Annotated in this window: 25 protein-coding genes and 1 riboswitch; of the genes, 11 read left to right on the forward strand and 14 right to left on the reverse strand. The window is 73.4% G+C overall.

What is annotated here, in order from left to right; genetic code table 11:
* Positions 1-21 precede the first annotated feature (21 nt).
* Positions 22-255: a bacterioferritin-associated ferredoxin gene (locus KUM03_RS28570; protein ID WP_073723846.1), complete on the forward strand. Its 234-nt coding sequence runs from the start codon at positions 22-24 to the stop codon at positions 253-255.
* Positions 256-267: 12 nt separating this feature from the next.
* On the opposite strand, the gene bfr is transcribed toward KUM03_RS28570, so the two are convergent.
* Positions 268-771, reverse strand: a complete 504-nt coding sequence (bfr, locus tag KUM03_RS28575) for a bacterioferritin (protein WP_217252790.1) — start codon at positions 769-771, stop codon at positions 268-270.
* Positions 772-953: 182 nt separating this feature from the next.
* Here bfr and KUM03_RS28580 point away from each other — a divergent pair, with 182 nt between their 5' ends.
* Positions 954-1,601 (forward strand): sulfite oxidase-like oxidoreductase, encoded by a 648-nt coding sequence (locus KUM03_RS28580; protein ID WP_217252792.1) that lies wholly within the window; start codon positions 954-956, stop codon positions 1,599-1,601.
* Between the two features lie 34 nt (positions 1,602-1,635).
* On the opposite strand, the gene KUM03_RS28585 is transcribed toward KUM03_RS28580, so the two are convergent.
* The 5 genes from KUM03_RS28585 to thiO form a co-directional block, all read right to left on the reverse strand.
* On the reverse strand, positions 1,636-2,538 hold the full coding sequence (locus KUM03_RS28585; protein ID WP_217252795.1) for a deoxyribonuclease IV: 903 nt from the start codon (positions 2,536-2,538) through the stop codon (positions 1,636-1,638).
* A 73-nt stretch (positions 2,539-2,611) separates the two neighbouring features.
* The gene (pknB, locus tag KUM03_RS28590) at positions 2,612-4,576 is read right to left on the reverse strand and encodes a Stk1 family PASTA domain-containing Ser/Thr kinase (protein WP_217252797.1); all 1,965 of its coding nucleotides are present in this window, start codon (positions 4,574-4,576) and stop codon (positions 2,612-2,614) included.
* A gap of 224 nt (positions 4,577-4,800) precedes the next feature.
* On the reverse strand, positions 4,801-5,598 hold the full coding sequence (locus KUM03_RS28595; RefSeq protein ID WP_217252799.1) for a thiazole synthase: 798 nt from the start codon (positions 5,596-5,598) through the stop codon (positions 4,801-4,803).
* Between the two features lie 2 nt (positions 5,599-5,600).
* Positions 5,601-5,801, reverse strand: a complete 201-nt coding sequence (gene thiS, locus KUM03_RS28600) for a sulfur carrier protein ThiS (RefSeq protein WP_217252801.1) — start codon at positions 5,799-5,801, stop codon at positions 5,601-5,603.
* On the reverse strand, positions 5,798-7,006 hold the full coding sequence (gene thiO / locus KUM03_RS28605) for a glycine oxidase ThiO (RefSeq protein ID WP_217252804.1): 1,209 nt from the start codon (positions 7,004-7,006) through the stop codon (positions 5,798-5,800). Before thiO ends, thiS begins: the two co-directional genes overlap by 4 nt.
* A riboswitch (TPP riboswitch) is annotated at positions 7,004-7,115 on the reverse strand. (Overlaps the previous gene by 3 nt.)
* Before the next feature lie 52 nt (positions 7,116-7,167).
* On the opposite strand from thiO, the gene KUM03_RS28610 reads away from it, so the two are divergent.
* The 6 genes from KUM03_RS28610 (at position 7,168) to KUM03_RS28635 (ending at position 12,133) form a co-directional block, all read left to right on the forward strand.
* On the forward strand, positions 7,168-7,518 hold the full coding sequence (locus tag KUM03_RS28610) for a hypothetical protein (RefSeq protein WP_217252806.1): 351 nt from the start codon (positions 7,168-7,170) through the stop codon (positions 7,516-7,518).
* A 32-nt stretch (positions 7,519-7,550) separates the two neighbouring features.
* Positions 7,551-8,810: an NAD(P)/FAD-dependent oxidoreductase gene (locus KUM03_RS28615; protein WP_217252809.1), complete on the forward strand. Its 1,260-nt coding sequence runs from the start codon at positions 7,551-7,553 to the stop codon at positions 8,808-8,810.
* Positions 8,811-8,851: 41 nt separating this feature from the next.
* Positions 8,852-9,217 (forward strand): Rv2175c family DNA-binding protein, encoded by a 366-nt coding sequence (locus tag KUM03_RS28620; protein WP_073722049.1) that lies wholly within the window; start codon positions 8,852-8,854, stop codon positions 9,215-9,217.
* 173 nt (positions 9,218-9,390) lie between these two features.
* Complete coding sequence (gene thiE, locus KUM03_RS28625; RefSeq protein ID WP_217252811.1) at positions 9,391-10,047, forward strand: thiamine phosphate synthase; 657 nt, start codon at positions 9,391-9,393, stop codon at positions 10,045-10,047.
* Positions 10,048-10,160: 113 nt separating this feature from the next.
* Positions 10,161-11,084, forward strand: coding sequence for a methylenetetrahydrofolate reductase [NAD(P)H] (gene metF / locus KUM03_RS28630; protein WP_217252813.1), 924 nt, complete (start codon positions 10,161-10,163; stop codon positions 11,082-11,084).
* Between the two features lie 56 nt (positions 11,085-11,140).
* On the forward strand, positions 11,141-12,133 hold the full coding sequence (locus tag KUM03_RS28635; RefSeq protein WP_217252816.1) for a hypothetical protein: 993 nt from the start codon (positions 11,141-11,143) through the stop codon (positions 12,131-12,133).
* Between the two features lie 37 nt (positions 12,134-12,170).
* On the opposite strand, the gene KUM03_RS28640 is transcribed toward KUM03_RS28635, so the two are convergent.
* The 4 genes from KUM03_RS28640 to KUM03_RS28655 all read right to left on the reverse strand — a co-directional run bounded on the left by KUM03_RS28640 (position 12,171) and on the right by KUM03_RS28655 (position 17,666).
* The gene (locus tag KUM03_RS28640) at positions 12,171-13,679 is read right to left on the reverse strand and encodes an NAD(P)/FAD-dependent oxidoreductase (protein WP_217252818.1); all 1,509 of its coding nucleotides are present in this window, start codon (positions 13,677-13,679) and stop codon (positions 12,171-12,173) included.
* A 439-nt stretch (positions 13,680-14,118) separates the two neighbouring features.
* Positions 14,119-14,748, reverse strand: coding sequence for a TetR/AcrR family transcriptional regulator (locus KUM03_RS28645; protein ID WP_217252820.1), 630 nt, complete (start codon positions 14,746-14,748; stop codon positions 14,119-14,121).
* Between the two features lie 55 nt (positions 14,749-14,803).
* Positions 14,804-16,888 carry a YhgE/Pip domain-containing protein gene (locus KUM03_RS28650; RefSeq protein ID WP_217252822.1) on the reverse strand — a complete coding sequence of 695 codons (2,085 nt, stop codon included), beginning with the start codon at positions 16,886-16,888 and terminating at the stop codon, positions 14,804-14,806.
* Positions 16,860-17,666: an ATP-binding cassette domain-containing protein gene (locus tag KUM03_RS28655; protein ID WP_217252825.1), complete on the reverse strand. Its 807-nt coding sequence runs from the start codon at positions 17,664-17,666 to the stop codon at positions 16,860-16,862. Before KUM03_RS28655 ends, KUM03_RS28650 begins: the two co-directional genes overlap by 29 nt.
* Before the next feature lie 174 nt (positions 17,667-17,840).
* On the opposite strand from KUM03_RS28655, the gene KUM03_RS28660 reads away from it, so the two are divergent.
* From KUM03_RS28660 to KUM03_RS28670, 3 genes are all read left to right on the forward strand, one after another.
* On the forward strand, positions 17,841-18,473 hold the full coding sequence (locus tag KUM03_RS28660) for an SAV_6107 family HEPN domain-containing protein (protein ID WP_217252828.1): 633 nt from the start codon (positions 17,841-17,843) through the stop codon (positions 18,471-18,473).
* A 658-nt stretch (positions 18,474-19,131) separates the two neighbouring features.
* Positions 19,132-19,959: a methyltransferase gene (locus KUM03_RS28665; RefSeq protein WP_217252831.1), complete on the forward strand. Its 828-nt coding sequence runs from the start codon at positions 19,132-19,134 to the stop codon at positions 19,957-19,959.
* A gap of 278 nt (positions 19,960-20,237) precedes the next feature.
* Complete coding sequence (locus KUM03_RS28670) at positions 20,238-20,639, forward strand: spore wall synthesis complex protein (RefSeq protein WP_217252834.1); 402 nt, start codon at positions 20,238-20,240, stop codon at positions 20,637-20,639.
* Positions 20,640-20,780: 141 nt separating this feature from the next.
* Here KUM03_RS28670 and KUM03_RS28675 read toward each other — a convergent pair whose 3' ends face one another.
* From KUM03_RS28675 to KUM03_RS28690, 4 genes are all read right to left on the reverse strand, one after another.
* Positions 20,781-23,171 carry a DUF3488 and transglutaminase-like domain-containing protein gene (locus KUM03_RS28675; protein WP_217252836.1) on the reverse strand — a complete coding sequence of 797 codons (2,391 nt, stop codon included), beginning with the start codon at positions 23,169-23,171 and terminating at the stop codon, positions 20,781-20,783.
* A 337-nt stretch (positions 23,172-23,508) separates the two neighbouring features.
* Positions 23,509-24,876: a DUF58 domain-containing protein gene (locus KUM03_RS28680; protein WP_217252839.1), complete on the reverse strand. Its 1,368-nt coding sequence runs from the start codon at positions 24,874-24,876 to the stop codon at positions 23,509-23,511.
* Complete coding sequence (locus KUM03_RS28685) at positions 24,876-25,913, reverse strand: MoxR family ATPase (RefSeq protein ID WP_217252841.1); 1,038 nt, start codon at positions 25,911-25,913, stop codon at positions 24,876-24,878. Before KUM03_RS28685 ends, KUM03_RS28680 begins: the two co-directional genes overlap by 1 nt.
* A gap of 245 nt (positions 25,914-26,158) precedes the next feature.
* Entirely contained in the window at positions 26,159-26,707 is a 549-nt protein-coding gene (locus KUM03_RS28690) for a carbonic anhydrase (protein ID WP_217252844.1), read from the reverse strand.
* Positions 26,708-26,767: the final 60 nt, after the last annotated feature.

Here is a 26,767-nt window from a genome sequence, read left to right on the forward strand (position 1 = left end):
ACCTTGTACCCCGCTCGGGAGGTGAACCGCGTGTTCGTCTGCAGCTGCTTCGGTGTCACCGAGGAACAGGTGAAGAGCCACGCGGAAGCCGGCGCCTGCACGCCCCGGCAGATCGCCTCCGCCTGCAAGGCCGGCACCGACTGCGGCGGCTGTGTACGCCGCATCCAGGCGCTGCTCGGCCGGGGCGCCTGCCCCCGCCGTCAGCTGGCCGACCAGGGGGAGCCGGTCCTCGCGGAGCTTCCCGAGGCCGCCTAGGGCAAGACCCGGCTACAGTGAGCCGGGGTCGGACGCGTCCGGCTGGGACTGCTCGATCACCGTGGACAGGTACAGCGACTCGCCGAGCTTCTCGATCAGCTCCAGCTGGGTGTCCAGGTAGTCGATGTGATGCTCCTCGTCGGCGAGGATCGCCTCGAAGACGTTCGCCGACGTGATGTCGTGCTTGGCCCGCATCACCTCGATGCCCCGGCGCAGCCGGTCGATCGCCTCGACCTCGATCTCCCGGTCGGCCTGGAACATCTCGGTCACGCTCTGGCCGACCCGCACGTGGAAGAGCCGCTGGTAGTTCGGCAGGCCGTCCAGGAGCAGGATGCGGTCGGTGAGCACCTCGGCGTGGCGCATCTCGTCGAAGGACTCCGCGCGCGTGTACTTCGCGAGCTTGGTCCAGCCCTTGTGGTCCTGCAGCTTCGCGTGCAGGAAGTACTGGTTGATCGCCGTGAGCTCGGCGGTGAGCTGCTCATTCAGGAACTCGATGACCTCGGGGTCGCCCTGCATCGCTTGACGCTCCTTCGAACGGGAACTGGCGTGTTGCGCCGCATGATTGCACCGGCTTCCAAGATCGTCCAGTAAGTCTAGACTTAGTAAGTAAGTACAGGCTTAGTCCATTTTGTTGTCGATTGCCCGAATGTAAGTGGGGCGGGTCCGGGGCATCGGTCCGGGTCTGTCAGGATGGAGGCATGGGTCAGCCGGTGGAACACGAATCGGGAGAAGGCGGTTCGCAAGGAGCGCCGCGGTTCGAGCTCCCGCCGGGACAGCGACTGCAGCGCGGCTGGCCGGTCACGCACTACGGACCGGTCCCCAAGTTCCGCCCCGAGCGCTGGGAGTTCCGGGTCTTCGGGACCACCGCCGACGGTGAGAAGCACGGCTGGACCCACGACGAGTTCACCGCCCTGCCGTACACCACGGTCGTCGCCGACCTGCACTGCGTCACCAAGTTCAGCATGCTCGGCTCCGAGTGGGGCGGCGTCCCGGCCGCCACGATCCTGGACCTGGCTCCGCCCGGGCCGGCCGTCACCCATGTGATGGTGTGGGCCGAGTACGGCTTCAGCTCCAACCTCCGGCTGTCCGACTTCGCCGCGGAGCGCACCCTCTTCGCCACCCACAAGGACGGCGAGCTGCTCACCGCCGAGCACGGCTTCCCGCTGCGGCTGGTCGTGCCGCACCTGTACGCCTGGAAGGGCCCGAAGTGGGTCCGCGGCATCGAGTACATGACCGCCGACCGCCGCGGCTTCTGGGAGGAGCGCGGCTACCACAACATCGGCGACCCCTGGAAGGAGCAGCGCTACTCCTACCAGGAGGAGCCGGGGGACGGTCCCGGGCTCTGACCGGTCGGACGGTCGGACCGGTCGGTCTTCCGGGTCAGCCGTCGCGCAGCTTCTTCAGCCGCTCCACGTCCGCCGCGTGCCCCTCCTTGCCGCCCGGGGTCTCGATGACCAGCGGCACGCCCTCGGTCGCCGGGTGGGTCATCAGCGCGCGGAACGGGTCCTCGCCGATGTGTCCGGCGCCGATGTTCTCGTGCCGGTCCTTGTGTGCGCCGGCCACGTCCTTGGAGTCGTTGGCGTGGATCAGCTTCAGCCGGCCCTCGCCAACCGTGTCCACCAGCAGGTCCAGGGTCTGGTGCATGCCGGACGGCCCGGTCAGGTCGTGCCCGGCCGCGAAGATGTGGCAGGTGTCCAGGCACACGCCCAGCTTCGGGTGGGCGTCCAGCGCCTCGAAGTACGGCCCGAAGTCCCAGGTCCGCGAGCACAGGGAGGCGCCCTGGCCCGCCGTCGACTCCAGCAGCAGGTACGGGGCGTCGTCGTGGGTCAGCTCGTCGAGCAGCGGCAGCATGTGCTCCCGCACCTGCTTCAGCGCCACCGCCCGGTCCCGCCCACCGGTCGCGCTGCCGGTGTGCACGACCACGCCGAGCGCCCCGATCGCCCGCCCGCGCCGCAGCGAGTGCCGCAGCGACTCGACCGACCGCTCCACCGTCGCCTCGGTGTGCGAGCCGAAGTTGATCAGGTACGGCGCGTGCACGTACGCCGGGATCGACCCGGCCGCGCAGGCCTCCCGGAACGCCTCGTCCTGCTTCGGGTTGCCGGCCGGCGTGGCCCAGCCGCGCGGGTTGGCGACGAAGACCTGCACGGTCTCCGCCTTCAGGTCACGGGCGTAGGACAGGCCGACCGAGTGCAGGCCGCCGGCCACGGGGACGTGGCCGCCGACGGGATTGCGGGGGAGCGCGGGGGCGGGGGAGGGGGAGGAGGCGGACCGTTCACTGTTCACCCATTCAGGGTGTCATGACTGGTCACGCCCCCGGACCGTGAGTGCCGTCACCTGAGGGCGTCACCTGCGTGCGTCACCTGATGGTGATCTTGATGGTGGATCCCTTGGGAGCGGTGTCCCCGCCGTCCACGGACTGCTCCTTCACCGTGTCGCCGAACAGCCCGAGCAGACCGCGGTCCTCCTCCACGTCGAAGCCCGCGTCCTTCAGCTTCCGTTTGGCGTCGTCCACGCTGTCGCCGACCACGTCCGGCACCTCGATCATCTCGGGGCCCTTGGAGACCGTGAGGGTCACCGTGTCGCCCTCGGCGGCCCGGCTGCCCGAACCCGGCGTCTGACGGGCGACCTGGCCCTTGTCGTACTCCGAGTTCACCTGCTCGTCGGCGACCTTCACCTTCAGCCCGGCCTCGGTCAGCTCGGCCCGCGCGTCGGCCAGGTCGTCGCCGGTGACGTCCGGGACGTCGATCGGGCTGCCCTTGCTGACGACCAGCGCGACCGCGGAGCCCGCGCGCACGGTGGTGCCCGTCCTCGGCTTCGTGGAGATCACGAAGCCCTTCGGCACCTCCCCGCTGAACGCCCGGGTCACCATGCCCGGCTCCAGCCCCTCGTCCTTCAACACGGTCCGCGCCCGGTCCAGCTTGTAGCCCTCGACGTCCGGCAGCTTCACGGTGTCGGGGCCGTCGGAGACCGTGAGCGACACCGAGTCGTTCTTGCGGATGCGGGTGCCCACACCGGGGTCGGTGCTGATGACCTTGCCGCGCTCCACGGTGTCGCTGTAGGCGTGCTCGACCTTGCCGACGTCCAGCCCGGCGTCCTCCAGCCGGTCCCGGGCCTGCGCCTCCGTCTTGGACACCAGCGCCGGCACCTTGGTGAACTGGCCGGAGTTGATGTACCAGACGCCCGTGCCGACGCCGAGCACCAGCAGGACGGCGATGACGATCGCCAGCGGGCCGCGCCGCAGCTGAGGGCGTCGGCGCCCGGGCGGGGCCGCCGGGGGAGCGGTCAGCCGACTGGTGCGGTGCATCCCGTCGGCGTCCGCGGGGAAGGCGCCGTCCGGGCCGTCGCCGTCGCCGTCGTCCTCGTTGACGGGCAGCGGCCGGGGCATCGTCAGCGCGCGGGGGATCACGCTCGTGCGGTCCTCCGCGTTGTCGTGCTCCCCGGCGAGCGCCTGCGGCGGCACCGCGTCCAGCTGCTCCTCGGTGAGCGCGGCTCGGGCCTCACGGGTCTGCGCGAGCAGCGCCACGGCGTCGTGCGGCCGGATCTCCGGGTTGCGCGCGGTCGCTGAGGCGACCAGCTCGTCCAGCTCGTACGCCATCCCCGGCACCGCGGCCGACGGCGGCGGCACGTCCTCGTGCAGGTGCTTGTAGAGGACCTGGGCCGGGGAGTCGCCCTCGTGCGGCTTGCCGCCGGTCAGCATCTCGTACAGCACGACGCCGCACGCGTACACGTCGACCCGGGGGTCGGCCGCGCCCTGCTCGATCTGCTCGGGCGCCAGGTAGGAGACGGTGCCGAGGACGGAGCCGGTGGTGTTGGTGACCGTGTCCACGGCCCGGACCAGTCCGAAGTCGGCGACCTTGACCCGGCCGTCGTCCCCTATCAGCACGTTCTCCGGCTTCATGTCCCGGTGCACGAAGCCGGCCCGGTGCGCGGCGCCCAGCGCGGCCAGCACCGGCTCCAGGATGTCCAGCGCGGCCCGCGGCCTGAGCGCCCCGCGCTCGCGCAGCACGTCACGCAGGGTGCAGCCGGCGATGTACTCCATCGCCAGGTAGACGTACGCCCCCTCGGCTCCCTGATCGAACACCTGCACGACATTGGGATGGTCCAGCCGGGCGACCGACTTCGCCTCGCGGATGAAGCGCTCCACGAAGGTGGCGTCGGTCGCGAGCGTAGGGTGCATCACCTTCAGCGCGAGCACGCGGTCCAGGCGGGTGTCCACGGCCCGGTAGACCGTGGCCATCCCACCGACCGCGATCCGCGCCTCTACGCGGTACCGGCCGTCGAGCACCTGCCCGACGAGAGGGTCCTGAAGGGTCGTGTCCACGCAGCGAGTCTACGAGCCACCACGGACACCCGACGCCGCCGTCACCGATCGGCCCCGGTACTGCAGCGCACCTGTGACGCTTCCCACGCACGAGCACTCGAGTAGCCGCCCACGCACGGTCGGCCGCCGACGGCGCTCGACCCCCACGGGCGAGGCCCACCTCTTGCCCGACTGGAAACGGGTGGTGCGCGGGTGGGAGACCAAGACCCCAGGACAGCGCAGGCTCACTGAAAAGCGGGCCGCTCCGGATCCAGCACCGCAAGGCCCTCCGCAGGAGACGACGCCTCGGCGAACCGCCGCCGCGGAATCCGCCCCGCCCGCCGCGCGCAGCGCCCCGCCTCCACGGCGAACCGCATCCCCTCCGCCATCAGCACCGGTTCCTGCGCCCGCGTCACCGCCGACGCCAGCATCACCCCCGCACACCCCAGCTCCATCGCCAGCGCCACGTCCGACGCCGTACCGGCCCCCGCGTCCAGGATCACCGGCACGCGCGCGTGCTCCACGATCAGCTCGAAGTTGTGCGGGTTGCGGATGCCCAGCCCCGACCCGATCGGCGACCCGAGCGGCATGATCGCCGCGCACCCGACGTCCTCCAGCTTCCGCGCGAGGACCGGGTCGTCGTTGGTGTACGGCAGCACCGTGAACCCGTCGTCGACCAGCGTCTCCGCCGCGTCCAGCAGCTCGATCGGGTCCGGCAGCAGGGTGCGCTCGTCGGCGATGACCTCCAGCTTCACCAGGTCGGTCCCGAGCGCTTCGCGCGCGAGCCGCGCGGTGAGCACGGCCTCCCCGGCGGTGAAGCAGCCTGCCGTGTTCGGCAGCACCCGGATGCCGAGCTTCTCCAGCACCGACAGCACCGACCCGTGCACCGAGGCGTTCACGCGCCGCATCGCGACGGTCGTGAGTTCCGTGCCGGACGCCACCAGCGCCCGCTCCAGGACGTCGAGGCTGGGCGCCCCGCCCGTACCCATGATCAGGCGGGACCCGTAGGTCGTACCGCCGAGGACGAAGGGATCGTCGGCCATGGTCAGCCTCCTTGCACAGCGGTGAGGACTTCGACGCGGTCGCCGTCGGCCAGCGCGGTGGCGGCCCACCGCGCGCGCGGGACGACGGTTTCGTTGAGTGCGGCGGCCACTCCGGACGGCGCCGTGGTGAGCGTGCCCACCAGGGCGTCCAGGGCCGTGCCGGGAGCCACCTCGCGCGGCTCGCCGTTGACGGAGATGTTCATGCGGACTGCTCCGAGAGTTGCGGGAGTGCGGGAACCGCGGGGTCGGCGCCGAAGCGGCGGGGCGTGAAGGGACGGCCCTCCTCCGGGAGCTCCCCCGTGGCCAGGGCGTGCGCCATGACGTCACCGGTGACGGGAGTCAGCAGGACGCCGTTGCGGTAGTGGCCGGTGGCCAGCAGCAGGCCGTCCAGGGCGGTCGGGCCGAGCAGCGGGGCGTTGTCCGGGGAGCCGGGGCGCAGACCCGCGCGGGTCTCCGTCAGGGGCAGCTCGGTGATGCCGGGGACCAGCTCGTGGGCGTCGCGCAGCAACTCGTAGACGCCGCCCGCGGTGACCGTCGTGTCCCAGCCCAGCTCCTCGCTGGTGGCGCCGACGACCAGCTCGCCGCTCTCCCGGGGCACCAGGTAGACGGCGTTGCCGCGCACCACGGCACGCACCGTCCGGTTCAGCAGCGGCCCGTGCGCCCGCGGCATCGTCAGCCGCAGCACCTGCCCCTTCACCGGCCGCACCGGCGGCAGTACGTCCTGAGGCACGCCCGTGAGCCGTCCGCTCAGGCTGCCGCCCGCCAGCACCACCTGCCCGGCCGCCAGCACGGTGCCGTCGGCGGTGACGATCCCCGTGGCCCGTTCGCCGCCGTGCCCGACGGTGAGCCGGTCGGCCCACACCCGGTGGAGGACGACGCCCGCGCGTTCGCAGGCGGCGACCAGCGCGGCGGCCAGGCGCCGCGGGTCGATCTGGTGGTCGCCGTCCACCCGGAGCCCGCCGCGCACGCCAGGCGCGAGCATCGGTTCCAGGCGCCGGCACTCACGCCCCGACAGCCACTCGGACTCCAGGCCCGAACGCTGCTGGAGCGCGTGCAGCTCCCGCAGGTGGGCGCGGTCGTCGGCGTCCAGCGCCACGGCGAGGGTGCCGCAGCGGCGGTAACCGAGGTCATGGCCCGTGACGTCCGCCAGCTCGGCGGCGAACTCCGGGTAGCGGCGGGCCGAGGCGAGGTTCAGGGCGAGCAGCGTCTGCTCGCCGTAGTGCAGTTCCGTGACGGCGGCCAGCATTCCGGCCGCCACCTGGGCGGCGCCACCGCCCGGTTCGGGGTCCACCAGGGCGGTGGCGAGCCCGCGCTGCGCGGCCCGCCACGCCGTGACCAGGCCGATGATCCCACCCCCGACGACGAGGACGTCAGGTGTACGGGACGACGAGTGCGGTGGTGACGACATGGGCGTCCAGCCCCTCCCTTCGCCGGCATGACCCGGATCAGGTTCGTACGGTCGGAGGCCGCCAGCCTCCCTCTCAGCCCGGTGCGTCCGGGCTCCCGCGAGTGCCTTACGTTGGCCACCCTAGCCCGCAGCACATCGCACTCGTAAGGGAGCCTCCGCCCGTGGCACGCTCGCTCGACGGTCTGGTCCTCGCCCCCGTCGCCGACCAGGCGCCCGGCCAGGTGGGCACCCGGACCCGCTTCACCTACCACGAGCAGGACGGCGCCGTGTGGGCCGAGTACGCGGGCGGTGACGTCGTGCGCGGCCACCTCGTGGGCACCCGGGAGGGCGACCGCCTGGACTTCCGGTACGTGCAGCTCAAGGCCGACGGCAGCACGTCGTCGGGGCACTGCGTGTCGACCGTCGTGGAGCTGTCGGACGGGCGGGTGCGGCTGGACGAGACCTGGGAGTGGGAGTCGCAGCGGGGCAGCGGGACGAGCGTTGTGGAGCAGGTCACCGCGCACGAGCACTGACCGGCGATGTGCCGGGTGTCTAAGGTGATCAGGTGAGCGAGCAGACGCAGGAGCGGACCCCGGAGCGCCGCGTGGTCGTCGTGGGCGCGGGCATGGCGGGGGTGCAGACCGCGGTCGCCCTGCGCGAGCAGGGCTTCACCGGCCCCGTCACGCTGATCGGCGCCGAGCCGCACCAGCCCTACGACCGTCCCCCGCTGTCCAAGGCCGTCCTGCTCGGGACCGCCGAGGGCTCCGCCTTCGACGTCGACTTCGAGGCGCTCGGCATCACCCTGCGGCTCGGCTGCGAGGCCCTGGGCGTCCGCCCCGCCGAGCACGTCCTCGACACGTCCGAGGGACCCCTGCCGTACGACTGCCTGGTCCTGGCGACCGGCGCGGAACCGTTGCGGCTGCCCGGCGCCGAGGGCGTGCCCGGCGTGCACCTGCTGCGCACCCTGGACGACGCCGAACGGCTGCGCCCGGTGCTCGCCCGGCAGCACGACATCGTGGTCGTCGGCGCGGGCTGGATCGGCGCCGAGTTCGCGACCGCCGCGCGGGAGGCGGGTTGCGCGGTGACCGTGGTGGAGGCCGCCGACCGGCCGCTGGCCGGCGCACTGCCCGCCGAGGTCGCCGCCCCGATGGCGCGGTGGTACGCGGAAGCCGGCGCCGTCCTGCGCACGCACGCGCGCGTGGAGCGCGTCGAGCCCGGCGAAGGACCCGGGGAGTCCGGTCACGTGGTGGTCCTGGACGACGGTTCGCGGCTGCCCGCCGGCGCGGTCGTCGTCGGCATCGGCGCCCGGCCCGCCACCGCCTGGCTGGCCGGCTCCGGGATCGCCCTCGGCGCGCACGGCGAGGTCGTGGCCGACGACCGCCTGCGCACGTCCGCCACGGACGTGTACGCGGTCGGCGACTGCGCGTCCTTCCCCTCCGGCCGCTACGGGGAGCGGCTGCTGGTGCACCACTGGGACAACGCCCTCCAGGGCCCGCGCACGGTCGCCGCCGACATCGTCGGCGCCGCCGCCGGCGAGGTCCCCGAGGCCTACGATCCGGTGCCGTACTTCTGGTCCGAGCAGTTCGGCCGCTTCGTGCAGTACGCCGGTCACCACACGGCCGCCGACGCGACCCTGTGGCGCGGCGACCCGGCGTCCGCCGCCTGGACGGTCTGCTGGCTGCGCGAGGACCACCTGGTCGCCCTGCTGGCGGTGGGCCGCCCCCGGGACCTGGCGCAGGGCAGGAGGCTGATCCAGGCGGGCACGGCGATGGATCCGCGGCTGCTGACCGACCCGGCGAAGCCGCTGAAGGCGGCCACGGCGTAGTCCGGTTTCCGACTGTCAGTGCCAGATGGCAGGCTTGAGGCGTGACCGAGATTGACGCAAAGATCGATGCTCTCGTGCCTGCCTGGCTCACCGTTCCCGACATCGCCGAGATGCTCGGCGTCGAGGTGACCCGCGTGCGCCAGCTGATCAAGGAAGGCCAGCTCATCGCCGTACGCCGCGGCGAGAACCGCGCACTGCACATCCCGGCGGCCTTCATCGACGGGGACAAGGTCGTCAAGGGCCTGGTCGGGACCCTGACGCTGCTGCGGGACGACGGCTTCACGGCCGAGGAGATGCTGGAGTGGCTCTTCACGCCCGACGAGTCCCTGCCCGGCACCCCCGCGCAGGCGCTGAGCGAGAACCGTGGCACGGAGGTGAAGCGCCGCGCCCAGGCGCTCGCCGTCTGATCTGATACCCCGGGCGCCGGGGGTCCGCCTCGTGGCGGCGCCACCGCCGCGTCGTACCTTGGGCGGCGTATCCCTGCGAAGCTCCGTCCGGGAGTCGCAGGGCGTCGCAGTCCGTTAGCCGAGGTGTGCGGCCCACCGCGGGCCGCACACCGCACACCTGGGGGGACACCCGCATGCCCGACACCGCCGCGACCGCACGCGCCCGGCTCGCCGACGCCCGGCTCTACCTGTGCACGGACGCCCGCCGCGACCAGGGCGACCTGCCCGAGTTCCTCGACGCGGTGCTGGCCGGCGGCGTCGACATCGTGCAGCTGCGCGACAAGGGCATGGAGGCGGCCGAGGAACTGGAGCACCTGAAGGTCCTCGCCGACGCCTGCGCCCGCCACGGCAAGCTCCTCGCGGTCAACGACCGCGCGGACGTCGCCCACGCTGCCCGCGCCGACGTACTGCACCTCGGGCAGGGCGACCTCCCGGTGCCCGCCGCCCGCGCGATCCTCGGCGACGACGTGCTCGTCGGCCGCTCCACCCACGCCGAGTCCGAGGCCGCCGCCGCGGCCGTCCAGGACGGTGTGGACTACTTCTGCACCGGCCCGTGCTGGCCGACCCCCACCAAGCCCGGCCGCCACGCACCCGGCCTCGACCTGGTCCGGTACACCGCGTCCCTGGGCACCGACCGCCCCTGGTTCGCCATCGGCGGCATCGACCTCGGCAACCTCGACGAGGTGCTGGAGGCCGGTGCCCGCCGCGTCGTCGTCGTCCGGGCGCTCACCGCGGCGGACGACCCGGGCGCGGCGGCGGCCGAGTTCGCCAAGCGGCTGCGGGAGGCCTAGGTGTGCTGTGGGTGCCGCGGGCATGTGTCCAAGGGGTGGACAACAACTCGACAATGCGGACAAATATCCCGCATCCGGTTGGGTGACCGCCACCCCCTGGCTAACCTGCCCGTATGGCCCTCGGAACCGCATCCACCAGGACTGATCGCGCACGCACCGTGCGTGACATGCTCGCCACCGGCAAGACGACGTACTCGTTCGAGTTCTCGGCACCGAAGACGCCCAAGGGCGAGAAGAACCTGTGGAGCGCGCTGAGGCGGGTCGAGGCGGTCGCCCCGGACTTCGTTTCCGTCACCTACGGCGCCGGCGGTTCCACGCGCGCGGGCACGGTCAAGGAGACCCAGCAGATCGTCGCCGACACCACACTGACCCCCGTCGCCCACCTCACGGCGGTCAACCACTCCATCGCTGAGCTGCGCAACATCATCGGCCAGTACGCGGACGCCGGGATCCGCAACATGCTGGCCGTGCGCGGCGACCCGCCCGGCGACCCGATGGGCGAGTGGGTCCCGCACCCCGAGGGCCTGACCTACGCCGCCGAACTCGTCGAACTCATCAAGGAGTCCGGCGACTTCTGCGTCGGCGTCGCGGCCTTCCCGGAGATGCACCCGCGCTCCGCCGACTGGGACACGGACGTGGCGCGCTTCGTCGACAAGTGCCGGGCCGGCGCGGACTACGCGATCACCCAGATGTTCTTCCAGCCCGAGTCGTACCTGCGCCTGCGCGACCGCGTCGGCGCGGCCGGCTGCGACACCCCGGTCATCCCCGAGATCATGCCGGTGACCAGTGTGAAGATGCTGGAGAGGTTGCCAAAGCTCAGCAACGCCTCGTTCCCGGCCGAGCTGAAAGAGCGGATCCTCGCAGCCAAGGACGATCCGGCGGCTGTACGCTCGATCGGGATCGACTTCGCCACGGAGTTCTGCGCGCGGCTGCTGGCCGAGGGTGTCCCCGGACTGCACTTCATCACGCTCAACAACTCCACGGCGACGCTGGAAATCTACGAGAACCTGGGCCTGCACCACCCACCGCGGGCCTAGACCGGCCGCACATACTTACGACACACTGCCTTGCGGCCACTGGGAGAGGGGCGTACATGGGCTGGACGGTCCTCTACATCGCGTTCGGTATCGTCGCGCTGTGGCTGCTCGGTGAGGTGCTGCTGCAGTACAAGGCGCGGCTGCGCTGGCGGCTGCTCGCCTTCGGCGGCTTCGTCGGCGTCGTCGCCGGTGTGCTGCTGTCCAACGTGATCGTCATCGGTCTCGGCGCCGCCGCCTTCGCGGTCGGCCAGACCTACGTGACCCTGTCCTTCCGCCGCGGCTTCGAGGCCGGCTGGGCGGTCAACGCCCCGGCGAGCCTGGTCGGCAGGCGCGCCCGTCCCGAACGCGGCCGCCAGGAACCGACGTTGGAGGTCTCCGGCCTCGAGGCGGCCGGTCCGGGCCACGACGCCTACGGCGACCGTGACGCCTACGACGACGACCACGCGCAGGGCGACGGCGGCCCCTCGTACGGCCACGACGACTACGACCGCGACGACGTCTTCACCCCGGCCCGCCCCGCCGACCCGAGCGCGGCGGAGACCACCGCCGTCTACGAGCCGCTGCCCATGCCGGACGACACCAGTTCCTACGGTGTGTACGGCGACACCGGCTACCGACACGACCAGCAGACCCCGGCCGCCGCCGCGCCCGGCGCCGACCCGTCCTACGCCTACGACTACTCGGGCCACCCCCAGCAGGGTTACGGGTACGACACCGGCGGCCAGCAGCAGTACGCCGCCTATTCCGACCCGTACATCGGCACCCACACCTACGGCGAGGCGTCGTACGACACCGGCGGCTATGACACGTCGGGCGGGCAGCAGTACGGCCAGCAGGGCTACGGGCAGGATCCGTACGCCACCGGCACGACCGGCGGCTACGGCGGTGAGACCCCGGCCGGCGGGGTCTGGGTGCCGCAGCAGCGCAGCACCGACGACCCCTACGGCGGCGAACTCCCGCCGGAGCAGACGTACCCGTACCAGGGCGACGGCCAGCAGCCGCAGGGTCAGGGCCAGAGCCAGGGCTACGACGAGCAGTACCGCTTCTGACGGTGCCTTCGGCGCCCGGCGACCGGGCGCCGGCCGCTCACTGGGAGCCCCGGAACTCCGGTCCCTCCACGACGAGTCCGGCGACCAGCGCGCCCGACATGCCCGCGTGCGGCAGGCCGCCGCCGGGGTGCGACCAGCCGCCGACCGTGAACAGGCCCTCGATGCGCGTGCTGTTCGCCGGGTGCAGCAGGCGCCCGCCGACGCCCGCCAGGGCCGGCACCGGCACCGCGCCGTCCGCCGCGCCGGTGGCCGCCGCCACGTCGGCCGGGGTGCGCACCTCGTGCCACAGGAGGCGGTCGCGCAGGTCCGGTATCGCACGCTCGGCGGCCTGGACGAGGCGCTCGGCGTGCTCCTGGTGCTTGCCCGCGTCCGCCCCAGTGCCTGCGGGCACCACCGAGGTCACGGTGACCGCCTCGTGGTCCGGGCCCGGCACCAGCGCCGGGTCCTCGGGCCGCAGGACCGTGACCGTCGGCCGCGCGGCCATACCGGGCGTGGTGCCGAACAGCGCCTCCAACTCGGCCTCGCGGTCGGGGGCGTGCAGCACCGTCCGGTGCGCCGTCCCTTCCGGGCGGCCACCCCGCAGCGCCAGCAGCACCGTCAGCCGGCTCGCCCCGCCGCGCTGCGCCGGCACCTCCCCGTCGCCCCGCACCGGCGATCCCCCGCACAGGCTCTCCAGCACCCCGGGCGCCACCCCGGCGACCACGAACTCCGCCTCCGCCACGCCGCCTTCGGCCAGCTCCACGCCCGCCACCCGGCCGTCCTTCTCGACGACTCCGGCGACCTCGGCGCCGAAGTGGAACTCGACGCGGCGGGCCAGGCACCGCTCGTACACCGCCCGCGCCAGCTCCCGCAGACCGCCACCGCGCACGTACCACACGCCGAACGCGTACTCCATGTACGGCAGCACCGCGGTGTTGGCCGGGGCGGTCCTGGGGTCCAGGCCGTGGGCGAGGGCGTGGCTCTCCAGCAGTGCGGCGAGCCGCGCGTCCCGCAGCTCCCAGGCGCCGACCTCGGCGAGCGTGCCGGCCCGGCGGGTGCGCAGCAGCCGCTTGTGCGGGACCGCGGGGTAGGGCTCGCGCTCGGCCAGCACCTCCCAGTTCGGCCAGAGCGGCTCCTCCAGGAGCGGGCGGCGCGTGCGGTCCCAGGTCTCCCGGGCCCGCACCAGGAAGTCGCCCCAGCGCCGCCCGGCGTCCGGGCCGAGCGCGGCGTCCAGGGCCGCGAGGACACCGGCCCGCGAGGCATTCGGCAGCGAGACGTCCGTGCCGTCCGCGAACACGTGACGTGCGGACGGGTCGACCTGGACCAGCTCGACGCGGGACTCCAGCGGCTCCTTGCCGGTCTTGACGAACAGATCGCGCCAGACCGCGGGCAGCGGCAGCAGACCGGGGCCGGTGTCGAAGGAGAACCCGTCCCGCTCGAAGCGGCGCAGGGCCCCGCCGTACGTCGCCGTCCGCTCGTACACCGCCACCCGGTGGCCCGCGACGGCCAGCCGGGCGGCGGCCGCCATCGCGCCCATCCCGGCGCCGATCACCGCAATCCGTGCCATGCCGGCGACTTTATCCGCCGCCACCGACAATCCCGGCCCGAGGGTCCGTCCCCTGAGTAGCGGTACGGGCGCGCGCGTGACCGGTCGGCGGACCGCCGCGGTGAGCCGGGGTGCGCACGTCTGAGTACGTGTACCTACTCCATCAGATGAGTACCCGCGCGGATGGGGGCCGACCTGCGTGAACGAGAGAGTGGAGGCACGGAGAGGGGCACGGCTCCGGCACCGGCGACACGGGGTGCCGGAACGGAGCCGGGCCCGCGATCCGCTCCTTCCGCCGGCCGCGGTCGGCGGGAGCGAGGCACGGGGGAGCCCGGGGGGAACGACCGAGAACGGGGGTTCCGACGGGGGGACGTACGGGGGAGTACGAGAAGGCGCCGGTCCGACGGCGGCCCGCGGGGGACGCGGCCACCACGGACCGGCGCTCTTCGTGCGCGGCGCCTCAGGGGCGGCCGCTCACCCGCCCCTGGAGCAGCCGGGACAGGGCCGAGTGCACGTCGTCCAGGGAGCGCTCCGGCTGGAACGACTTCCAGTCCAGCGCGGCCACCAGGACCATGCCGACCAGGGCGGCGGCGGTCAGCGGCACGTCGATCTCGTCGCTGAACTCTCCGCCCGCCACGCCGTCGCGCAGCACGCCCTCCACCACCGCGACGGCCTCCTGGCGGACCACCAGCAGGGTGGACTGCCAGGCCCGGTTGGTGCGCCACAGCTCGGCCACGTACAGCTGGGTGAAGGCCGGGTAGCGGTCGATGAAGACGAGCCCCGCGCGGATCATCGCGTCCAGGGCGTCGACCCGGCCCCGTCCCTCGCGCGCCGCCTGCTCGGCCGCCTCCCGCAGCGATGCGGTCAGCAGACCGACACCGTGCCGCAGCAGCTCCTCGAAGAGGACGGACTTGCTGGCGAAGTTGTAGTACACCGTGCCCTTCGCGACCCCGGCGCGTTCGGCGATCTCGTCCACGGTGGTGGCGGAGAAGCCCTGCTCGGCGATGAGGGTGACGGCCGCCTCGTAGAGCTTCTGCCGGGTGGCCTCGCGGCGGCCGCTGCCGTGCGAGGTGGCGCTGCTGCTTTCCATGGTCCCGATTGTCACAGCACCCGCCCCCGGTACGTCACCGCAGGGCCCGCCGGGGTCACAGGGTCAGCTCCGGGTGCAGCCGGTCGACGGTCCACACCTGACGGCGGCGGGCCGACAGGGCGGTCAGCGCGAGCGCCGCCGCGGTGAACGCGGCGAGCACCACGCACGCGTGCCACACCGGTTCGAGACCGCCGCCCGTGATGAGCCTCCTGAGGGCCTCGACGACGTAGCTCATCGGCAGGAAGGGGTGCAGCGCGTTGAAGAAGCCCGGACTGGTCTGCACGGGGTACGTGCCGCCCGCGGACGTCAGCTGGAGCATCAGCAGCGCGAGCACCAGGATGCGGCCCGCCGCCCCGAAGCGCGCGTTCAGCCACTGCACGATCGCCGCGAAACACGCCGTCACCAGGAGCAGGAAGCCCACCGTCCCGGCCGCCCGGGCCATCTGCAGACCGACCGCCCAGTGCAGCACCGACATCAGGGCCGCCGTCTGCAGCACCCCGAGCGCCGCCACCGGCAGCCAGCCCGCCAGGGCGATCCGCCAGGCCGACGCCCCCGCGGCGAGCGCCCGCCGGTTCATCGGCGGGATCAGCATGTACGCCACCATGGCGCCCACCCACAGGGACAGCGGGATGAAGTACGGGGCGAAACCGGTGCCGTAGTTGGGCGCCTGGTGCAGGGACTCGGAGGCCAGCCGGACCGGGTCCGCCATCACCCCGGTGCGCTCGTCGCGCTCCTTCTCGTCGTAGTCGGGGATCCGCCCGGCACCGTCGTGCAGGCCGCCGGCCAGCTTTTCGGAGCCGTCGGCCAGCTTGAACATGCCGCCGTTCAGGTCGTCGGCGCCGGTGCGGAGCTTGCCGACGCCCTCGTCCAGGTCCTTCGCGCCGGTCTTGGCCGTGCCGATGCCCTTGTGGAGCTTCTCGGCGCCGTCGGCGACCCTCCCCGCGCCCGTGTTCAGGTCGTTGACCTTCTTGACGGCGTCGTCGAGGTCCTCGGAGAGGTTCGGGGCGCGCTCGGCGAGGGCCTGGGCCTGCTTCTCGAGGGCGGACAGGTTCCCGTCGAGCTTCTTCAGCTCCTCCTCGCGGTCGGTGACCAGGCCGCTGACGTCTTCGGCGACCGTCGCCACGGCGGCCGCCGCGTCCCTGGCCTTCTCGAGGTCGGGGCAGGCGGCGTCGGGCAGCGCCGTGTCCTCGCAGCGCGTCCGGTACACCTCGGCCAGCGTGTCGGACTCCGCGCGGGCGTCCTTCGCCGCGGCGGGGGCCTTCTCGACCAGGGCGTCCAGGTTCTCGCGGAGCGCGCCGGAGGAGTCGGCGACGAACCGGGCGGTCTCGCCGATGGTCTTCTCGTTGTCCTCCAGGAAGGGGCCCACCCGGCCGGCCGCGCCGTTGACCTTCTCGGCGAGCTTCTCGGTGCCGTCCGCGACCTGTTTGGCGCCCTTCTCCAGGTCGCCCGCCTTGGTGTCGAGCTTCTTCAGCCCCTTGGACAGGTCGCCGCTGCCGTCCTCGGCGTCCTTGAGACCGTCGGCGAGGTCCTGGGCGCCCTTCTCCGCCTTGCCGATGCCGCCCTTCAGCTCGTCCGCGCCCTTGGCCGCCTTCACGGTCTCGCCGTGGATGTCGGAGAAGGAGATGAAGATCCGGTCGAGGAACGACCGCGAGGCCTTGCTGGACGCCGCCTCGCGCACCTCGGCGAAGACGGTCCGCGAGATCTGCCCGACGATGTAGTTGTTGGCGTCGTTCGTACGGACCTGGAGGGCGCCGGTCTCGGGCGAGTCGCCCCCGCTGGAGGCGATGCGGCGGCTGAAGTCCCCGGGCATGGTGAGCGACAGGTAGTAGGTGCCGTCCTCGACGCCGCGCCGGGCCTCGGCGGCGCTCACCTCGTGCCAGTCGAAGACCTCGCTCTCGCGCAGCCCCGCGGTGATGTCGTCACCCGCCGTGAGCGTGCGGCCGTCCGCGGTGGCTCCCCGGTCGTCGTTGACCAGCGCCACGGGTATGCGGTCCAGACGGCCGTACGGGTCCCAGAACGACCACAGGTACAGGGCGCCGTACAGCAGGGGCAGCAACAGCAGCGCCACCAGGGCGGCCCGCGGCAGCCGTCCGCGCCCGAAGCGCCTGAGCTCAAGCGCGGCCAGCTTCGGCGAGCGCATCGGCGTCCTCCTTCGTCGCGTTGTCGTCGGCGGTGTCGTCCGTCCCGGGGCCGTCCGTCTCGGTGTCGCCGTCCGTCTCGGTGTCCGGGCCGGTGGAGAGGGTCACCGCGTCCGCGGGCGCCTCGCTGCACACCGCCACGACCGTCGTGCCGGACGCGGCGATCGATGCCAGCAGGGACCAGACCTCGCCCCGCTCCGCGGCCGACAGCTTGAGATCGGTGTCGTCGACACCGAGCAGCCGGGGGCGGCCGATCAAGGCCAGGGCGATCGACAGCCGCAGTGCCTCCGTGCGCTCCATGTCCCGTACGGCGGTACGCGGCCCCTTGGGCAGCGTCTCCAGGTCGAGACCGGCCGCCGCCAGTGCCGCGTCGGTCAGGAGCCGTCCCTTCGCCGCCCGCTCCGCGCGCGGGAGCAGCAGGCCGCGCACCGAGTCGCCGAAGCGGCGCTGCAGCAGCGCCCGCTCGCGCAGGTGCTCGGCGACGGTCAGGGCCGGCTCCAGATCGGTGACACCCGGTACGTGCGCGAGGGCGCTGGCCCGGCGCAGGGCGGACATCTGCCGGGGCAGTCGCAGTCCGCCCACGACCGCCGTGCCGTCGGTCGGCCTCATCCGTCCGGTGAGCGCGAGCAGCAGGCAGGTGCGGCCCGACCCGGACGGCCCCTCCACCGCGATCAGCGAGCCGGGCTCCGCGTCGACGCGGACGCCGCGGAACACCCAGCCGCGTGGTCCCCTCAGCCCGAAGTCGCGGGCCTCCACCGCGAGCCCGTGCGGACCGTCCACGCCGCCTCACCCCTCACCATTTTTGAACTGACTGGTCAGTGCAAAAACTAACCCGAACCTACGATCGAGGCAAAAGCGCAGGTCAGAACGGATTGTCAGTGGCATACCTCACGATGGGCACATACGGCACCTCGTCACAGAGCGTGCCGTCACGGAGACGACAGGAGGATCGTCATGGCCCACTCGTCCGCAGCCGCCGCCCGGCGGCCCCGCGCAGCCGGCCCTGCACCCTCACTGACCGGCCCGGCGAGCGACGTGCACCCCGTGCTCCGCCGGACGTCCGCCCCGCCCGCCGCCCTCGGCCTGCTCGCCCAGGCCCGGGCCGGCCTCGAGGAAGCCACCGTCCTCGAGACACCGAACGAGCGCTATGCGACCGCCCACCTCGCCGCCCTGCGCACGGCAGCCGCCGTGCTCGCCGCCCGGGGTCGGCCCGAGACCACCCCGCGGGCCCGGGCCCGCATCCGGAGCGCCTGGGAAGTCCTGCCCGAGATCGCGCCCGAGCTCGCCGACTGGAGCGCGCTGTTCGCCTCCGGCGCCGCACGCCGCGCGCGGGCCGAGGCGGGCATCCAGGGCGCGGCGGGCAGCCGGGACGCCGACGACCTGATACGCGACGCGGCGATGTTCCTGCGCCTGGTGGAGCGGATGCTGGCCCTCCAGCCGGTACTGCCCCAGCCCCGCCCCGACACGGACGGCCCCGGCCCGGACGGCACGGGTGCCGACGCCCCCGGTTCGGACCGGCCGGGTTCCGGCCCCCCGCCCCGCGCCGGGGACACCGGCCCGGGCCGCTCCCTGCCGGACGCGGGCTGAGCAGTCCCCGTCCCACACCGGACGCATCCGCCGGGCCGCGACTCACACCTCGACGGGTGTGTCCGCCGGGGCACGGGGGCTCGCCGTTCGCGGCCGTCGGGTTCACGAGTCTGTGCCGGGGGCGGGCCGGGCGGGCGTGGGCTGGTGGGGCGGCTCGCGGGTGGGCCCGGTCGGGCCCGCGTCAGGTGTGTCCGCCGGGGCACGAGGCTCGTCGTTCGCGGCGTCGGGTTCACATACCCGTGCCGGGTGGGGCCGGGCAGGCCTGGACTCGTGGAGCGGCTCGCGGGGTGAGCACCGCCGGCCAGGGGTCGGCGCGTCCGCCGGAGTCACGGCCCGCAGGGTGCCCATCCGGCCGCGTATCGGGGCGTCCGCCGGGGCACCCGGCCGTGGGCCGTCGCGCAGCGGCCTGCGCCGGGCGGCCCGGCCCGCCGGGCGTTCCCCGGCCGCGTGCCGTGCGTGCCCGTGATGCCGTGCGTGCCCGCCATGCCGCGCGTGCCCGTCCGCGAGGCCGGGGACGGTACGGGGTGACTGGTCGCCGCACCAGAGGCAATAGGGTGGGAGACGCCTGAAGCCTGCCCCGCCCCGCTCCCGGGCCGGGGCGGCAGCCCGTTCGCTCCGCCCGTGCCCGAGGCGGTGCCGCGCCGAGGAGTCAACTGCCGTGTCGGACCCGATGCGCCCGCCCGTCTCCCCCCACCGCCCTCACACGGCGTCGCCGCGCTCCGAGCCCTCCCGTTCCCGCGCCGCCCTGAGGACCGCCGTGGTCTGGGACGTCCTCCAAGCGGCCCTGGACCGCCGGGTCAAGGCCACGGGCCGCCAGGCGCTGGACGTCCTGGACACCGGTGGCGGCAGCGGCAACTTCGCGGTGCCCGCCGCCCGCCTCGGCCACCGCGTCACCGTCGTCGACCCGAGCCCCAACGCCCTGTTCGCCCTGGAACGCCGGGCCGCCGAGGCCGACGTCGCCGACCGTGTGCGAGGCGTCCAGGGAGACGCCCGCGGCCTCTTCGACGTGGTCGAACGCCGCGGCTACGACGTCGTGCTCTGCCACGGCGTCCTGGAGTACGTGGACGACCCCGCCGAGGGCGTGCGCAACGTGGTCGCGGCGCTGCGTCCCGAGGGCGTCCTCAGCCTGCTCGCCGCGGGTCTCGGTGGAGCCGTGCTGGCGCGTGCCCTCGCGGGCCACTTCACGGAGGCCCGGCAGGCCCTCGGCGACCCGGACGGCCGCTGGGGCGAGGGCGACCCGGTGCCGCGCCGGTTCACCGCCGAACAGCTCACCGGCCTGGTCGAGGCCGCGGGGCTCAAGGTGGGCGCCGTGCACGGTGTCCGCGTCTTCGCCGACCTCGTGCCCGGAGTGCTGGTGGACACCGAGCCCGGTGCCATGGACGCGCTCCTGGAACTGGAGGCCGCGGCGGCCGAACTCGCCGCCTTCCACTCCGTGGCCACCCAACTCCACGTGCTCGGTGAGACGCCAGGGGCCCAGGAGGACTGAGCCGCCCGGTGGGGTACGGCGCTGATCAGGGGCGCGACTGCACATGGAGTACGCCACAGGCCCCCCGAACGGGGGCCAGTCGCCGTATGATCGAGGGAGACCGCCCGGCATGACGGGTCGGCCGCTGGGGAATGGGAACTTCAGCGAGCCGGCACGGCCATGACGGAGACCGGTTGGCCAATTGGCGTAGAGGGGCGGGTTTCACGGGGGCGATTCCCTGCCTATCCTGAAGGGACCCCCCCGGGTCGCCCCGGCGACTGCACGATGAGGAGGACTCCGTGCCGCTCTCGGAGCACGAGCAGCGCATGCTCGAGCAGATGGAGCGAGCGCTGTACGCCGAAGATCCCAAGTTCGCGACAGCGCTCGAGGGAAGCGGGCTGCGTACGTACACCCGGCGACGGGTCTACCAGGCGGTCGCGGGCTTCCTTGTAGGTATTGCGCTCCTCATGGCCGGTATGGTCGCCCAGCAGGTCTGGCTCAGTGTGGTGGGCTTCCTGGTCATGCTGGGCTGTGCGGTTCTCGCCGTGACCGGCTGGCGCAAGGCCCCGAAGCCGGGCGAGCAGCCCGCGGCAGGCGCCGGACCGCAGGCGCGCCACCAGGGAAAACAGAAGCGTTCCATGATGGATCGCATCGACGAGCGCTGGCAGCGGCGCCGGGATGAGCAGCAGGGCGGCCAGTAGCCGCGGGCAACCGCTCACCAGGACATCCGTGTGAGGGGGTGACCACCGAATCGGTGGTCACCCCCTCACACGTGCGTGTGGGCCGATGCCCCGGCCCAGACGGAATCGTCTGGACCGGGGCACCTGTCCCGTCGGCTCAGCTCAGCTCTGCTGCCCCGAGGTCTTCCGCAACGTCGGCCGGGCCGCCACGACCCGCCGCTTCGCGGCCGCCCACCGGGCCGACACCGCCCAGGCCACCCGTACGGTCGAACGCGGGGCGAACCGTGCGCGCAACCGCGTGCGGCGCCCGACCCCGGCCCGCAGACCGGCGCTCGCCAGGAGGACGTCCTCCGTGAGGCCCGCTGTCAGGCGCGGGCGGGGAGCGTAGAGGACTTGCTCCACCGCGTCCGCCACCCGGTGCACCGCGGCGGCTGCCTCCGGGTCGAGGTGTCCGAGCCGCACGATCCGGGCCGCCGCCTTGCGTGGGGTCTGCGACTCCTCCGGCAGGATCCCGTGGTCCCACGCCGTGTCGGTCAGTTCCTGCCAGACCGCCAGAATGTGCGGTCCCGCGTCCGCCTCGGTCCGGCCGTGCGCCCCCAGCCGCACCGACCGAGTGCGCAGCCGCCACAGCAGCGGGGCGAGCGGGCCCAGCAGGACCGCCAGGCCGCCGACGGCCCAGGCGAGCACCGTGTACCACTTCGTTCCGTTGCCACCCGTGACCGGCGCCGCGGCGGCGGACTCGCTCGCGCACCCCTGCACCTTCTTCAGCTCGGCCGAGCAGCTCTCGCTGACCGAGGGAGCCGCCGACGGCTCCGTCTGCGGGTTCCGGGACGGCAGGGCCGGGTCGGGCACCGAACTGCCCGGCGTGTCGGTCACGGTGTACGACGGCGTCGAGCCGCGCGTCGGCGTCGGCTCGAAGCGGGTCCAGCCCACGCCCTCGAAGTACACCTCCGGCCAGGCGTGCGCGTCCCGCAGCCCCACCGACACCGAACCGTCCGCCTGCGGGGAGCCCGGCGCGAAGCCGACCGCGACCCTGGCCGGAATGTCCAGGGAGCGGGCCATCGCCGCCATGGCGAAGGAGAAGTGGACGCAGAAGCCCTCCTTGTCCTTCAGGAACCGGGCGATCGCCCGCGAGCCGCTGCCGACCTCCACCTGGGTGTCGTACTCGAAACCGCCGTTGATCGCGAAGTACTCCTGGAGCCGGACCGCCTGCTCGTAGGGGTTCGCGGCGCCGGCGGTGACGTCGCGGGCGGTCTGGGAGACCACGTCGGGCAGCGAGTCCGGCAGTTCCGTGTACTCCCGCTTCAGGGCCGCCGACGGCGGCGGTGCCGCGGCGAGCTGTTCCGCCGTCGGCTGCACGTCGAGGCTCCGCACCTGATAGGTGAGCCCGCGTGTGTTCTGGCCGTGGTCGCCGACCAGGGTCATGCCCACGGGTTCGTAGCGCCAGTTGCCGGGGACGCGGACGCCGCTCGGCGGATACGGCATCGGCAGCCAGTCCTGGGCGTACCAGTCGGCGGCCGTGATCGTGGTCCGGATCTCCGCGCGCCTGGTGTCCGGGCCGAGGCCGACCGGGGTCGGGAACGTGCCGTCCGGCACCGCCGTGATGTGCCGCTTGGACGGCTTCCAGGTGGTGCCGTCGAAGTCGTCCAGGGACACGATGCGCAGGTACAGGTTCGATATGTCGCCCGAGTCGGTCTCGAGGGAGAGGACCTGCCGGTTCTCGTCGACGTTGAGGCTGTCGCGCAGGGAGACGAGCGGGTTCACCGCGGAGATCGTGCCGCCGCCCCCGGTGCCGGAACCGACGCCCGTGGTGGAGCTGTCCAGCAGCCCGCCGTTCATCGTGGGCAGGGCGAGCGGTGCCACCAGGGCGATCCCCAGCGCGAACGCGCCGATGCGCCGCCCGGTGCGGACCGGGGCGACCGCGCCGCCCTGCTCCGCGCCCGGGCCGCGTTGTGCGCCGCCGAAGACCCTGCCCCACTGGGAGAGCCGGTCACGCCCCTCGGCCAGGAGCAGCATCAGGTAGCCGACCGCGGCGACCAGGAACCACAGCCAGTCGGCGCCGCCCTCGGACAGTCCCGCGGCCACCGAGTAGAGGGCGAGCAGCGGCAGTCCGGCCGGTGCGGCGCTGCGGAAGGTCACCGCCAGCGTGTCCACCAGCAGCCCGATCACGAGGACACCGCCGACCAGCATCAGCCGGATGCCGTCCGACTCCAGCGGGGCCGGGATCGCGTAGCGGGCGATGTCGTCGCCGCCCTGTTGCAGCAGGTCGGCGAAGCGCTGGAAGGCCTGCGGGCCGGGGACCAGCCCGGCGAACGCCTGCTGCCGGGCGAAGACCAGGGTCAGGAGCACCAGCGTGACCAGGGCCTGCGCGGCGATGGTCAGCGGCCGGGCCAGCGGCACCCGGCGGGCGGCCGCGCCCACCCCGGACTGGACCGCCAGCAGGAACGCGGCCTGCAGGATCCAGGTGGCCGGATCGACCAGGGGCAGCAACGCGCACGCCGTCATCAAGGTGGCCGCCCACGCACACAGCGCCACCCGCGCCCGCCCGCTCATCGCGTCCCCTCCCCGCCGCCGGAAGTCGCCGCGGCGGCGCACCCGTGGTCCGCCAGGCGGTGGTGTGGTCCGGTCGATGACGCGTCGCATCGCGCCGGCCGTGTCCGCTCGTCGCCGCCGGGGCGCGGTGGCCCCCACGTTCGCCGGCTTTCCCGCGCCCGCCCGCTCATCGCGTCCCCGTCCCCGCCACCGGCCGCTGCCGCAGCGGCGCACTCACGGTCTGCCGGGCGGTGGTGTCGTCCGGTCGGTGACGCGTGGCATCGCGCCGGCCGTGTCCGCTCGTCGCCGCCGGGGAGCGGTGGCCCCCACGTCCGTCGGCTTCCCCGTGCCTGCGTGCTCATCGCGCCGCCCCCTCCCCGCCGCTCGCCGTCGCGAGGCCGGTGCGCTCGCGGTCCGCCAGGCGCCACAGGTCCTCCAGGGAGGCGCCCCGGGGGACGTGCACGGCGGTCCAGCCGGCCTCGCGGAGCATCCGCAGCCGTTCCTCGCTCCTGTCCGACGGGCCGGGTGCGCCGCCCGGTTCCCGGGCCCAGCTCTCGGGGTCCAGCACGAAGGCGACCGCGCCGCCGCTGCGCTGCCGCATCTTGGCGGCCACCGTCGCCTGCTCCTCGTCCAGGTCGCCGAAGAACGCCACCAGCAGCCCCTCGTTCCCGCCGCGCAGCACGTCGTACGCCAGGGACAGGCCCGTCCCGTCGGAGTGGTCGATCACCGCGAGGGTGTCCATCATCAGCCCGGCCGCGTCGGCCGTGCCCTGGCTCGCGCCCGCGAAACCGTCGGCGCCCTCGCCGGGCACCGAGTCGCCGGTGTCGGTGAGCAGCCGGACGGAGAAACCCCGCTCCAGCATGTGCACCAGCACGGACGCCGCGCCCGACACCGCCCACTCGAAGGCCGAGTCGGGGCCCGCGCCGTCGAAGGCCCCGCCCCGGGTGTCCAGCAGCACCGTGCAGCGGGCGCGCTGCGGCTGCTCCTCGCGGCGCACCATCAGCTCGCCGTACCGCGCGGTGGACCGCCAGTGCACGCGGCGCAGGTCGTCGCCGTACCGGTACCCGCGCGGGATCACGTCGTCGTCGCCGGCGAGGGCGAGCGAGCGCTGCCGCCCCTCGCCGTACCCCTTCGCCTCCCCGCTCAGCCGCACCGGAGGCAGCGCCTCCACCCGAGGGGTCACGGTCAGGGTGTCGTACGTCGAGAAGGAGCGGGTCAGCTCGCACAGGCCGAACGGGTCGGTCAGGCGCAGTTGCAGCGGGCCCAGCGGATAGCGGCCGCGCAGGTCCGAGCGGACCCGGTAGGACACCTCGCGGCGGCCGCCCGGCTCGACCCGGTCGAGGACGAAGCGGGGGCGCGGGCCGAGCACGTACGGCACCCGGTCCTGGAGCATCAGCAGGCCGGTGGGCAGCCGAGAGACGTTGTCGACGCGCAGGTGGACCCGGGCCTCGCTGCCCGCGGGCACCCGCCCGGGGGAGAGGCGGCGGCTGCCCGCCACCCGGTAGCGCGTGCGGTAGAGCACGGTCGCGCAGACCAGGGGCAGCACGCCCAGCAGCAGACCGACGCGGAGCAGATCGCTCTGCCCGAGGACGTACGCGCAGACCGCGGCGGCGACGCCGGCGGCCAGGAAGGAGCGCCCCCGGGTGGTCAGACCGGTCAGGGCGGTGCGGATGCCGCCGCCCTGGTCCCGGTCGTCCTCCGGCCGGTCCGTCCCCCCGGTGTCCATCACAGCCTCCGCGGCGGCTGCTGACCGTACGCCGACGCGCCGCGGCCCATGCCGTAGCCCGTCTGCTGCTGGGGCGCCGCGGGCACCGGGGTGCGCTGCAGGATCTCCTGCACGACCTGCTCGGCGGTGCGGCGGCCCAGCTGTGCCTGGGCGGTGGGCAGCAGGCGGTGGGCCAGGACGGCGACCGCGAGGGCCTGCACGTCGTCCGGCAGCGCGTACTCCCGGCCGCTCAGCGCGGCGGACGCCTTCGCCGCGCGCAGCAGGTGCAGCGTGGCGCGCGGCGAGGCACCGAGTCTGAGGTCCGGGTGGGTGCGGGTGGCGGCGACCAGGTCGACGGCGTACCGCCGGACCGGCTCCGCGACGTGGACGCCCCGGACCGCCTCGATCAGCTTGAGGATCTCGTCCGCGTGCGCCACCGGCTGCAGGTCGTCCAGCGGATTCACCCCGCCGTGCACGTCGAGCATCCGCAGCTCGGCGTCCGCGCTGGGGTAACCGATGGAGACCCGTGCCATGAAGCGGTCGCGCTGGGCCTCCGGCAGCGGGTACGTGCCCTCCATCTCGACCGGGTTCTGCGTCGCCACCACCATGAAGGGGCTGGGCAGCTCGTAGGTCTGCCCGTCGATGGTGACCTGGCGCTCCTCCATCGACTCCAGCAGCGCCGACTGCGTCTTCGGCGAGGCGCGGTTGATCTCGTCGCCGATCACCACCTGGGCGAAGATCGCGCCCGGCTTGAACTCGAAGTCCCGGCGCTGCTGGTCCCAGATGGACACCCCGGTGATGTCCGAGGGAAGCAGGTCCGGCGTGAACTGGATCCGGCGCACGGAGCAGTCGATGGACCGCGCCAGCGCCTTGGCCAGCATGGTCTTGCCGACTCCCGGGACGTCCTCGATCAGCAGGTGTCCCTCGGCGAGCAGCACGGTCAGTGAGAGCCGTACGACCTCGGGCTTGCCCTCGATCACGTCCTCCACCGAACCGCGCACGCGCTCGACCACCGCGGTCATGTCAGTGAGGCTCGCTCGATCGTCATAGGTCGTCACCCGGCCCTCCTCGGCCTTTCCCCGCGCTCCCTGGGAAGCGGGGGTACCCCAATTGCCGGGCCGGCCCGTAACCGCGGACCGGCCCACCCCTCATCACGGACGCCGCACGGAAAAGGTTCCGCACGACACCACTTCCCGCATTCTTGCCGCCGTTACCGATTCGTGTCACTCGCCTGTGGACAACTGGCCGCGATATGTCGCGCCTTACGGCCTTTGCGGCGCTTGCGCGGCAAGGCTGCCGGAGGTCAGGAGGGGGTGACCTCGCGCAGCCGGCCCGTCTTCACGTCGTAGACAAAACCGCGCACGTCGTCCGTGTGCGGCAGGAAGGGAGAGGTCCGGACCCGCTCGATCGACTGCCGTACGTCCTGGTCCACGTCCTGGAAGGACTCCACCGCCCAGACCGGGCGCTGGCCGACCTCCAGCTCCAACTCGTGCCGGAAGTCCTCGGTCAGGGTCTCCATGCCGCACGCCGTGTGGTGGAGGAGGACCACGCCGCGGGTGCCCAGCGCGCGCTGGCTGATGGCGAGCGAGCGGATCACGTCGTCGGTGACGGCGCCGCCCGCGTTGCGGATGACGTGGCAGTCACCGTTGCGCAGACCGAGTGCGGCACTCACGTCGAGGCGTGCGTCCATGCAGGCCACGACGGCCGTCTGGAGGGCGGGGCGGCCGGCGAGCTCGGCGTCGGCGAACTCGGCGGCGTAGCGCCCGTTCGCCTCGACGAGCCGGTCGGTGACGGAACCGCCGCCGGCAGCGGTGGACTCGGAGCCTGTGGGAGCCGATGCAGAAGTCGTCATAACCATGACGTTACTGGTCACCGTCGTCCCGGACCCCTCGGGAAGACGGACAAAGAACGC

This window comes from Streptomyces sp. AC602_WCS936, from assembly GCF_019049125.1.
In the GTDB taxonomy this organism is placed as follows: domain Bacteria; phylum Actinomycetota; class Actinomycetes; order Streptomycetales; family Streptomycetaceae; genus Streptomyces.